At 67.6% G+C, this 10,475-nt stretch carries 11 protein-coding genes; 6 read left to right on the top strand and 5 right to left on the bottom strand.

All coding sequences use genetic code 11. The annotated features are described in order from the left end of the window. Positions 1-9: 9 nt before the first annotated feature. On the bottom strand, positions 10-945 hold the full coding sequence (locus NN4_RS30955; RefSeq protein ID WP_246181174.1) for a Cmx/CmrA family chloramphenicol efflux MFS transporter: 936 nt from the start codon (positions 943-945) through the stop codon (positions 10-12). Between the two features lie 77 nt (positions 946-1,022). Further along, a complete protein-coding gene (locus tag NN4_RS30960; protein WP_147138870.1) occupies positions 1,023-1,595 on the bottom strand; it encodes a TetR/AcrR family transcriptional regulator in 573 nt (190 codons plus the stop codon). Between the two features lie 113 nt (positions 1,596-1,708). Here NN4_RS30960 and NN4_RS30965 point away from each other — a divergent pair, with 113 nt between their 5' ends. From NN4_RS30965 to NN4_RS30990, 5 genes are all read left to right on the top strand, one after another. Next, positions 1,709-2,026, top strand: coding sequence for a hypothetical protein (locus tag NN4_RS30965; RefSeq protein ID WP_147138872.1), 318 nt, complete (start codon positions 1,709-1,711; stop codon positions 2,024-2,026). Then, positions 2,023-2,346 carry a type II toxin-antitoxin system PemK/MazF family toxin gene (locus NN4_RS30970; RefSeq protein ID WP_371865775.1) on the top strand — a complete coding sequence of 108 codons (324 nt, stop codon included), beginning with the start codon at positions 2,023-2,025 and terminating at the stop codon, positions 2,344-2,346. Before NN4_RS30965 ends, NN4_RS30970 begins: the two co-directional genes overlap by 4 nt. 140 nt (positions 2,347-2,486) lie before the next feature. Continuing rightward, a complete protein-coding gene (locus NN4_RS30975; protein ID WP_147138874.1) occupies positions 2,487-3,104 on the top strand; it encodes a class I SAM-dependent methyltransferase in 618 nt (205 codons plus the stop codon). A 513-nt stretch (positions 3,105-3,617) separates the two neighbouring features. Then, positions 3,618-5,342: a malto-oligosyltrehalose trehalohydrolase gene (treZ, locus tag NN4_RS30985; RefSeq protein WP_147138876.1), complete on the top strand. Its 1,725-nt coding sequence runs from the start codon at positions 3,618-3,620 to the stop codon at positions 5,340-5,342. 127 nt (positions 5,343-5,469) lie between these two features. Then, positions 5,470-6,717 carry a serine hydrolase domain-containing protein gene (locus NN4_RS30990; protein ID WP_147138878.1) on the top strand — a complete coding sequence of 416 codons (1,248 nt, stop codon included), beginning with the start codon at positions 5,470-5,472 and terminating at the stop codon, positions 6,715-6,717. Positions 6,718-6,723: 6 nt separating this feature from the next. Here the strand turns inward: NN4_RS30990 and ilvA are convergent, their stop codons facing one another. Both ilvA and NN4_RS31000 read right to left on the bottom strand, forming a co-directional pair. Next, a complete protein-coding gene (ilvA, locus tag NN4_RS30995) occupies positions 6,724-8,079 on the bottom strand; it encodes a threonine ammonia-lyase IlvA (RefSeq protein ID WP_147138880.1) in 1,356 nt (451 codons plus the stop codon). A 63-nt stretch (positions 8,080-8,142) separates the two neighbouring features. Then, positions 8,143-8,580, bottom strand: a complete 438-nt coding sequence (locus tag NN4_RS31000) for a nitroreductase family deazaflavin-dependent oxidoreductase (RefSeq protein ID WP_147138881.1) — start codon at positions 8,578-8,580, stop codon at positions 8,143-8,145. An 88-nt stretch (positions 8,581-8,668) separates the two neighbouring features. On the opposite strand from NN4_RS31000, the gene NN4_RS31005 reads away from it, so the two are divergent. After that, on the top strand, positions 8,669-8,899 hold the full coding sequence (locus NN4_RS31005; protein WP_147138883.1) for a hypothetical protein: 231 nt from the start codon (positions 8,669-8,671) through the stop codon (positions 8,897-8,899). On the opposite strand, the gene NN4_RS31010 is transcribed toward NN4_RS31005, so the two are convergent. Continuing rightward, positions 8,896-10,475: helix-turn-helix transcriptional regulator (locus NN4_RS31010; protein WP_147138885.1), on the bottom strand; the 1,580-nt coding region annotated here is incomplete at its 5' end. The genes NN4_RS31005 and NN4_RS31010 overlap by 4 nt on opposite strands.

Here is a 10,475-nt window from a genome sequence, read left to right on the forward strand (position 1 = left end):
GTTGAAGACTCAGCTGTTGAGGGTGGGATTGGTGCCGAAACCGAAGGCGCCGAGCAGGAAGGTGAGGGCGACTACGGGGCCGGGGTGCTCGGCGGTCAGGGCGAGCAGAACCGAGGTGAGAATCAGGCCGGTGATGCCTACGTACAAGGTGCGGATCGGGTGGGCGTCGGCGGTGCGGCCGCCGATGATGATGCCGAGGAAGCTGCCGACGCCGTAGACCGCCAGCACGAGCGGGATCCAGCCGTCGGCGAGGCCGGTGGTGTGGGACAGCAGGGCGCCGAGGTAGGCGAAGCTGACCATCAGTGCGGCGGTGGCGAGCGCGGTGGTGCTGTAGGACAGCCACAGGCGGGGATTGCTGATGCTGCGCAGTTCTTTTCGGAGATCGGGCGTCGTGGTCGCCCGGCCTGCGGGGATCTTGGCGAGCACACCGATCATTGCCAGCGCGGACATGATCGCGACCGTCCAGAACGCGGCGCGCCAGCCGAGGTGCTGGCCGATCACGGTGCCTGCGGGCAGGCCGACGACGGTGGCGATGGTGAGGCCGCCGGCGACGATGCTCATCGCTTTGCCGCGTGCGTTCGCGGGGACCAGGCCGATGGCGGTGGTCGCCGCGACGGACCAGAATCCGGCGTAGACGAAGGCGCCGACCGCTCTTGTCGCGAACAGCACCCAGTAGTCCGAGGTCAGCGCGCCGACGACGTGGGCGCCGACGAACACGGCCAGGAACGCGAGCAGGGCACTGCGCCGCGGCAGACGTAACGTCGCGACCGCGAGTACCGGTGCACCGACGAGCATGCCCAGTGCGAACGCCGAAATCAGCAGTCCGGCTTGCGGAATGGTGACGCCGAGATCGGCGGACAGCTCGGTGAGCAAGCCGGAGAGCATCAGCTCGGAGGTGCCCTGGGCGAAGATGGACAAGCCCAGGATGTAGACGGCGAAGGGCATCGGGTACCTCTCTAGTTTTGGATCATTCAGTTCAAAATTGGCGCAGGAAAAGGTGTGGTTCGACCAGTTGTGTTGGGTCAGAAGGCGTTCAGTGCGGTGGTGGCGATGGCGGCCAAGGCGGCACGGTCCGCGCCGCCGCGGGCCACCACCCGCATTCCCGAGATGGTGGCGTTGATGAAGTTCGCCAGGTCTTCGGCACTCTTGGCTTTGTCGATTTCCCCTGCGCGCCTGCCGGTTTCGAGCACGGTCCGGAGCGCCGCCAGGCGCAGGCGCTGATCGTCGCGCAGTGCCGCGGCCACTTCCGGGTCGCGCGGCGCGAGCTCGATCATCGAATTGACCACCAGGCAGCCCAGTGGGTCTTCGTCCGGTGCGTCCACAACCTGCCACAGCAGTGCCCGCATCTTGTCCTTCGCGGACTCGTCACCGTCGAGCAGTGCGAAGGTCGCGGCGTTCTTGGTCGTCATGTAGCGGCGCAACGCTCGCTCGAACAGGTCGTGCTTGCTGGTGAAGGTGTTGTAGATGCTGCTGCGGCCCAGTCCGGTCGCGTCGCACAGGTCCTGGGTCGAGGTCGCCTCGTAGCCCGCGGTCCAGAACGCGCGCATCGCGGCGTCCACTGCCCGCTCCTCGTCGAACTGTCTCGGTCGTGGCATGGGGACGACGCTAGCACAGTTTTGCACTGATCGTTTCAAAAAGGTGTGATGCGCAGGGTTGCATCGCTAACTGATGATGTTCAGTGCATCGATATCGATGTACGATCTGATGCATGACCAGACGAACAACTCTGACGCTCACTGAGCGGGAGGAACGCACCTTGGCGACGCTGAGCGACCGGAAGGGGGCCGAGTGGCTGCTGTTCGAATCCCTTGCCGCCCATCTCGGATACGAGCTCACCCCCGACGCATCCGAAGCGACTGTGATCCGCGTATTGATGTCGATCGGTGCTCAGGTTCTGATCGATGAGGCGCTGGATCAGGGCTATCGGCAGCTCGCCGCGGTGTGGCCGGAGATCCACGACGAGGCAGAAGCCGAAAAGCGGAGGCGGCGGTACGCCGACGAGGTCGATCAGGTGATGCCCGGATGACAATTGGCGCTCCGATACGCGGCCAGATCTATCGTGCGGACATCGGCCACGGTGCCAAACCGTGGTTGATCGTTTCCAACAACCGCAGAAATAGAGAGTTGTCTCGCGTATTGGCGGTTCGTATTACCTCAACGGACAAGTTCGCAAGCCTGCCGACCATGGTTCCCCTGTCGACCGCCGACCCGCTCGTCGGTCATATCGCCACCGATGATGTGCAGCAATTGCGGCGTGACGAGCTCACAGTGCTGCTCGGCACGGTATCGCCGGCCACCATCATGGCGGTCAACACTGCATTGAAGCTGGTACTCGCCATTCCGTGACGCGGAGAGTTGTCGCGGTTGCGACGACGGGATTGCCTGCGGGCTGCCCGGGCGGGGACCACTCGGGGCAGGTGGGCGGGGTTTGGGCGGTGTCGAGGTCAGATGTGGCGCGGGTGGGTTGGGGCTGGGACAGTGGGCTGGTGAGCTTTTATGGAGATCGGGTTGTGCCGCGACTGGTCGATGTGGCCTGTGGGATGCGGTTCAATCAGCCGCTGCGGGAGCGGGTGTGTGCGGGGCTGACCGGTCGGGTGGTGGAGATCGGGTTCGGGTCGGGGTTGAATGTGCCGTTCTATCCGGAGACGGTGGCGGCGGTCAGTGCGGTCGAGCCTGCTGATCTCGGGTGGCGGTTAGCCGGTAAGCGAGTTGCCGAGTCGAAGGTGCCGATCGAGCGCTCGGGGCTGGATGGGCAGTCGCTGCCATTCGAGGACAACACGTTCGACTCAGCGGTGTCTACGTGGACGCTGTGCACGATCCCCGATGTCGCGACCGCGCTCGCCGAGCTCCGCCGAGTGCTTGCCCCGGGCGGCACCCTGCATTTCGTCGAGCACGGTCTCGCCCCTGATCACAAGGTCCAGGTCTGGCAAAACCGGCTGAACCCGGTGCAGAAAACCTTGTGCGGCGGCTGCAACCTGAACCGCGACATCTGCGGCTTGGTGACAACCGCCGGCTTCGAAATCCAGGACATCGACGTCTTCTACGCCGAAGACGCCCCCCGATTCCTCGGTGCCCAATCCCTGGGCGTAGCCGTCTCCCGGTAGTCCACTTCCGCTGCCCCGCACGGCCGCCGTTCGTGCCGAACCCTCGGCGGCCTGCCCTTTCCCGGTTGGCCGACCACTGAGCGGTGACCTCTTGCCGGCGGTTCCCGAGGCGCACGGTTCCTTGGGCCGGACCACGCGCGACTAGATCGTGCCCTAGACGGGGGTAACTCACTCGATTGCCGATTGCCGATTGCCGATTGCCGATTGCCGATTGCCGATTGCCGATTGCCGATTGCCTGAGCCTCCGCTGCCTATCTTGCGGCGTTGCTGCCCGCCAACAGTTACTGAGCCGATGCTGACGGGCCGAGTTCTCTGACAAATGGCTGGCATCAGCCGACGATTTCCCTACCTCGAGATAGCGCCGCGACTAGCCCGGACATGCGGCGTCGTACCCACTTATGCCCAATGACCTGGGGAACCCGGGAGGTCGGTGCCGCACAAAGCATCGGCTGCGCGACGGGGTGGGGCGGTTGCACTCGGGCACCGGACACGCGGTCGTGGAATGCTGGCTTGGTGACCTTGTTCGAGGTGTGGGCGCCGCTGCCGGAGCGGGTGCGGTTGGACCTGGATGGTGCGATTCATTCGATGGACCGGTGTGCCGGCGGCTGGTGGCGGGTGGAGGTGACGGCTGCGGAGGGGGCTCGGTATGGGTTCTTGATCGACGAGGATCCGACTGTGCTGCCGGATCCGCGGTCACCGCGACAGCCCGACGGGGTGCACGGGCGATCGGCGTTGCATCGGCTGGACCCTTCGGTGTGGACGGATGCGAGCTGGACCGGGCGGCCGCTGGCAGGCGCGGTGTACTACGAGATGCATGTCGGGACGTTCACGCCGGAGGGGACGTTCGACTCGGCGATCGAACGGCTCGACCATCTGGTGGAGCTCGGGGTCACCGTGGTCGAGCTGATGCCGGTGAATGCGTTCGACGGGCCGCACAACTGGGGCTACGACGGGGTGCTCTGGTATGCGGTGCACGAACCGTACGGCGGGCCCGACGGGTTGCAGCGGTTCGTGGATGCCTGCCATGCCAGGGGTTTGGCGGTCGCGCTGGACGTCGTCTACAACCATCTCGGCCCGTCCGGCAACTATCTGCCGCGGTTCGCGCCCTACCTCACCGATGGTCGCAACACCTGGGGGCAGAGCCTCAACCTGGACGGACCCGACTCGGACGAGGTACGGGCCCACATCATCGGCAATGCGTTGCGCTGGCTGCGCGACTTCCACATCGACGCGCTGCGACTGGATGCGGTCCACGCATTGGTCGACCGGACAGCCACCCACCTCCTCGCCGAACTCGCCACCGAGACAACGCGTCTCGCGGCCCACGTGCGCAGACCGCTCACCCTGATCGCGGAGAGCGACCTCAACGACCCCACCCTGATCACCCCGCGCGCCGCGGGCGGCTACGGCCTGACCGGGCAGTGGAACGACGACCTGCACCACGCGATCCACACCGCGGTCTCCGGCGAACGACAGGGCTACTACGCCGATTTCGGTTCACTGCGCTGCCTGGCCTATACGCTGACGCACGGATTTTTCCACGCCGCAACGTTTTCCAGCTTCCGCGGCCGCACCCACGGCCGCCCGATCGACACCGCGGTGACCCCGGCCGCCGCGCTGCTCGCCTACACCTGCAACCACGACCAGATCGGCAACCGCGCCATCGGCGACCGTCCCAGCGCCTACCTGACCGACGGCCAACTGGCGATCAAAGCCGCACTCGTCCTGTGCTCGCCCTACACGCCCATGTTGTTCATGGGGGAGGAGTGGGGCGCGCGCACCCCGTTCCAGTTCTTCACCTCGCACACCGACCCGGTGATCGCCGCCGCCACCGCGGACGGCCGCAAAGCCGAGTTCGCCGACCACGGGTGGAGCGCGGAGGAGGTACCCGACCCGCAGGACCCGTCGACGTTCCTGCGTTCGAAACTGGACTGGGCCGAACTCGAAGAATCCCGCCACCTCCGGCTACTGTCCTGCTACCGCAAGCTGCTCGCCCTGCGCAGGCAGCGCCCGGAACTCACCGACCCATGGCTGTCGCATACCTCGGTCGACTACGACGAGAGCGCCCGCTGGATCGTCGTGCATCGCGGCGCGCTGAAGCTGGTGTGCAATCTGTCCGAAGACCAGGTCACCGTGCCGGTGACCGGTTTCTCGCTGCTGTCGTGGGAGCCGCCGACCGAAGGCCCGTCGGCGACAACGATTCCCGCTCACTCGTTCGCGATCCTCGCGGACAGATAACGAAACCGGCTCGCGGCCGTCGACATCCGCACACCGGCCCTCGAATGCGATTGCGGGAAAGTCACGATACCGCACTGTCCGAGACAGACACGTTGCCCGCCGGGACCGCCGCCATTACCGTAGAAAGATGAGCAACGACGCTACGGGGGATCTAGCGCCGATCCCATCCGGAATGGGTGGCAGCGCCACCGCCGAATTCGCCCCGCTGGTACGCGCTTTCGCCAGGACCTTCGGACACCGCCGCGGCGCGGGCGGCGCGCTGGCGGTGCACCTGCACGGTGAGCCGCTGCTCGACATCTGGACCGGATCCGGGGGCGGCACCCCGTGGACCCAGGACACCGGGTCGATCATCTTCTCCGCGACGAAGGGCGTCACCGCCACCGTCATCCACCGGCTCGCCGACCGGGGGCTGGTCGACTACACCGCACCGGTCGCCGAGTACTGGCCGGAATTCGGCGCCAACGGCAAGAGCAAAATCACCGTGCGCCAAGCGATGACGCACAGCGCGGGCCTGTCCGCCCTCGCCCCGCTCGCCACTGGCATGCACGACGTGCTCGACCACGAACTGATGGAGCAGCGCCTCGCCGCCGCGAAACCCGATCGCCTGCTGGGTGTTCCGGCCTACCATGCGCTCACCTTCGGCTGGTTGATGGCGGGCCTGGCTCGGGCGATCACCGGCCGCGGCATGGCGGACCTGTTCCGCACGGAGGTCGCCGAACCGCTCGGTATCGACGGCATCCACCTCGGCACCCCACCGACTTCCGCGCAGACCAAATACGCACCGTTGGCGGGTTCCCAGCTGAGTTTGATCGGAAAGCCGGTCGGCGCAATGGTGCTCGGCCGCAGCCACCTGATCCCCGGCGCCCTCGGTGCCGCGACGCGCTGCCTGTTCCTGCCCGGCCTGGAAACGATTCTGGAGGGCGCGGATCCGCCGATCCTGCAGACCGAACTGGGCGCGGGCAACGGCGTCTGCACCGCCCCGGCCCTGGCCACCATGTACGGCGCACTCGCGAACGACGGTGTCGTGGAAGGACGTCCGTACCTGAGCCCGCGAACCATCAAGGCGGTGCGCCGTATTCAGACCTACCGGCTCGACAGCGCCCTGTTCTACGCGCCGATGATGTGGCGGCTCGGCTACCACTCGCTGCCGATGCCGGGCGCCCGCGCCGGATTCGGTCACATCGGTCTGGGTGGCTCCTTCGGCTGGGCCGAACCGCGCCTCGGCCTTTCGGTCGGCTTCGTGCACAACCGGCTCTCGGCGGCTCAGCTGTCCTACGACCAGTCCGCGGCCTTCTGGCTGCTGCCGCTGGTGCTGAACTGCCTGCGCGCCACCCGGCGCGTCCCGATGGAGGCGACGCGCGAGGCAGCGGCATAGGTCAGGTCAGGTCAGGTAGCGATACGCCGGGGAACCCGGCTCCAGCCGTTCGCACTGGATCGGCGACTCGGCCATCCGTTCCAGCAACGCGCCCAGGCCCTCCGGCGCCCCGAGCTCGATACCCACCAGCGCCGAGCCGGTTTCGCGGTTGTTCCGCTTGACGTACTCGAACATGGTGATGTCGTCGTCGGGCCCGAGCACCTCGTCCAGGAACCGCCGCAGCGCGCCCGGCTCCTGCGGAAAGTCCACCAGGAAATAGTGTTTCAGGCCGCGGTGCACCAGCGAGCGCTCGATGATCTCGCCGTAGCGCGACACATCGTTGTTGCCGCCGGAGACGAGGCACACCACCGTCGATCCGGGTTCCACCGCGAGCTCGGTGAGCGCCGTAACCGCCAGCGCGCCGGCGGGTTCGGCGATGATGCCCTCGTTCTGGTACAGGTCGAGCATGGTGGTGCAGATGGCACCCTCGTCGACCTGCATCATCCGGAAAGAGCTTGCGCCGCTGGGGGACTCGGTGGTGGTCAGTAACGGCAACGAGGCGTGCGAGACCACCCGGCCACCGAACCCGGCGATCGCGGCGAAGGGCACCGCGCCGATCCGGCGTACCGCGGCGCCGTCGACGAACGGATCGATCTCCGGCAGCGTCACCGGCCCGCCCGCGACCAGCGCGGCGGTCATCGAGGCCGCACCCGCCGGCTCCACGCCGAGGATGGCGGTGCGCGGCGACCGTTCCCGCAGGTAGGTGCCGATGCCGGCCAGGCAGCCACCGCCGCCTACCGGCACAACCACCAGATCGGGCGAGGTACCGAGCTGCTCCAGGATTTCCGGCGCGATGGTGCCCTGCCCGGCCGCGGTGCGCGCGTCGTCGAACGGCGGCACCATGGTCGCGCCGGTGCGCTCGACATCGGCCGCGGCGGCCGCGGCGGCGGCGTCGTAGGTCTCGCCGACCGCGATCAGCTGCACGAATTCACCGCCGTGCACCCGGATGCGGTCGCGCTTCTGCTTCGGCGTGGTGGTCGGTACGTAGATGCGGCACTTGATGCCCATCGCGTGACAGGCGAAAGCGACTCCCTGCGCGTGGTTGCCTGCGCTGGCCGCGACGACACCGGCCGCGCGTTCGCTCGTGGTCAGCTGCATCACCAGGTTGTAAGCGCCGCGCAGCTTGTAGGAGCGGACCGCGGAAAGGTCCTCGCGCTTGAGGTAGACGTTCGCTCCGGTGAGCCGCGAGAGCCGCTCGCTGCGTTGCAGCGGAGTCGGCTCGATAATGTCGGCAATTCGCTTGGCGGCAGCGTCGATCTCGTCCGCGCTCAGCGCGGGACGAGAAGCGGACAGTGCGTCGATGACATCAAGCGGATTGGACACCCGAAATATGCTGCCACCCGCCGCGCCGGACCGGTGCGGCGGGTGGCGGTGCTGCGGTCGGACTCAGTCCTGCGGGGTCAGCACGAAGACGGGCAACGTCCGATCCGTCTTCTTGGTGTACTCGATGTAGTCGGGCCAGACCTCGGTGGCCCGGTCCCACCACAGCTGGCGCTCGTCACCGAAGACCTCGCGCGCGGTGTAGTCCTTGTTCACCGGCCCGTCGCGCAGTTCGACGTGCGGGTCGGCCTTGATGTTGTAGTACCAGACCGGATTCTTCGGTGCGCCGCCCAGGGAGGCGACCACCGCGTACTCGCCGTTGTGCTCGACCCGCATCAGCGGGGTCTTGCGCAGCTTGCCGGACTTCGCACCCTTGGTGGTGAGCAGGATGACCGGCTTGCCCTGCATCGTGGAGCCCTCGGTGCCGCCGGAATTCTCATACGTCTCGACCTGCCGGCGAACTTCGTCGTAGGGGCTCGGTTCGTATTCTCCTGTCAGTGGCATAAGTATCGATCGTAGCGACGCATGACTGTGTTCCCCGAGACACAGAAGTTTGGTAGACCGAACTTCGCTGTGCGTATATCCTTACTAGATGGCAGTTGTTCACCCGCAGGCCCGCTCCGCGACGATCGACATCGCGGGCAGCGCGTGGCCGCTCTACAAGCTCGAGGCGCTGGCTGCCGGGCTGGTGACCTGTCTGATTCTCGTGCTGATCACCGGATCGCCGCAGGTGGCGGTGCTGATCGCCGCTGCGGTCGGCGCGACCCGCTGGATTGTCGGCCTCGCCGTGGCGCGTCGCTCGATCCAGCGCACCAGCCGCTAGTCCGCGTCGAGCGGTAGCTCCGCGAGTTCACCCCGCGACACCACACCCAGCTTCGGATACGCCTTGTACAGGTGATGCCCGACCGTGCGCGGGCTGAGAAACAACTGCGCCGCGATGTCCCGATTGGACATGCCCTGCGCCGCGAGCCGCACAATTTGCAGCTCCTGCGGCGTCAGCGCGGCCAGCACACCGTGCGCGGGCCGGGCGGCCGTACCGACGCCGAGCGCGCCGAGTTCGGTGCGGGTCCGCTCGGCCCACGGCCCGGCGTCGAGCCGCTCGAAGACCTCCAGCGCGGGCTGCAACTGGATCCGCGCATCGGCCTTGCGGCGATTGCGGCGCAGCCATTCGCCGTACAGCAGTTGAGTTCGGGCATGTTCGAACGGCCGCCCACCGAGCCGCAGCGCCGCGAGGTAGTGCTGCTCGGCATTCGCGTCGTCGATCAACGCCCGGCAGCGGCAGGCCAGTGCCTCGACCCAACTCTGCCGGGACGCCTCGGCCCAGGTCTCGAGCCGTTCGAGCCCGTCTTCCGCCCGTTCCGGTTTGCCCATCCGCACCGCGGCCTCGATCAGATCCGGTATCGCGCGCAGCCCGGACACCTGATGGCGGATCGGCTCGTTCTTCGCCGCTTCCAGCCGGGACAGCGCGCTGTCGACTTGGCCGAGACCGAGATCCAGCACGCCGAGCGCCCAATACGCCCACTGTGCCCCGGCCGCCGCCGCGCCGCCGAACTCCTCGGCCTGCGCGCGATCGACCAGCTCACGGCACTGCTCGCCGCGACCTTCGAGCGCAGCGAGATAGGCGAGGAAGGTCGACTGCTGACTTATCCACTGCCCCTGCCCGATGTCCTCGGCGATCCGCAATCCCTCCGTCGCGGCGACCCGGGCCTCCTGGGGCCGACCGAGGAACAGCTCGGCCTCGGCGCGGAAGAACAGCAAGGTGGGCAGCAGGGCGATCCGGCCCTGATCCCGGCATTCCGCGATGAGCGTCTGCGCGAGCTCGGTGACCTGCTCGTCCTGCCCGACCACCAACCCGGTGCCGCACATCTGCACGAGATCGCGAGGCGTGTCGGCGCCTCGACGGCACGCCTCGGCGGCGGCCGCGCGCAGGTCGACGGTGAACCGGCCGTGAATGGCCGCGACCACGTAACCGATGATCGGGGTGAGCGGTTCGTCGCCCGGCAGGGGCAGTTCCGTCAATGCGGTTGCCACGTCGGTCAATTCGGCTGCGCCGAGATACCACGCGGTGTGCACGGCCTGGGACAGGATGCGGGCCGCCCGCACGGGATCGCCGGCCCGCGCCGAATCCGCTGCGGCCAAGAGCAATTCGTGCGCCGCGCGCGGTTTGCCGACGCCGAACTCCGCAGTCGCCAGGACCAGGCGCAAGCGGGCGGTCAGCAGGGGATCGGTGGTCTGCGCGCCGGCCCGCTCGGCCAACGTTCGCGCGCGACTCAATTGCCCGGCCTCGCCGGCAGTTTCGGCGGCCAGCACCAGTCGCCGCAGCCGAGCCGCCGCATCGGTGCTCAGCCCGGCCGCCCGCTCGTAGGCGGCGACGGCACCGGAGTACCCGGAGCGGCTCC

The sequence above is a fragment of the Nocardia ninae NBRC 108245 genome, from assembly GCF_007990755.1.
In the GTDB taxonomy this organism is placed as follows: domain Bacteria; phylum Actinomycetota; class Actinomycetes; order Mycobacteriales; family Mycobacteriaceae; genus Nocardia; species Nocardia ninae.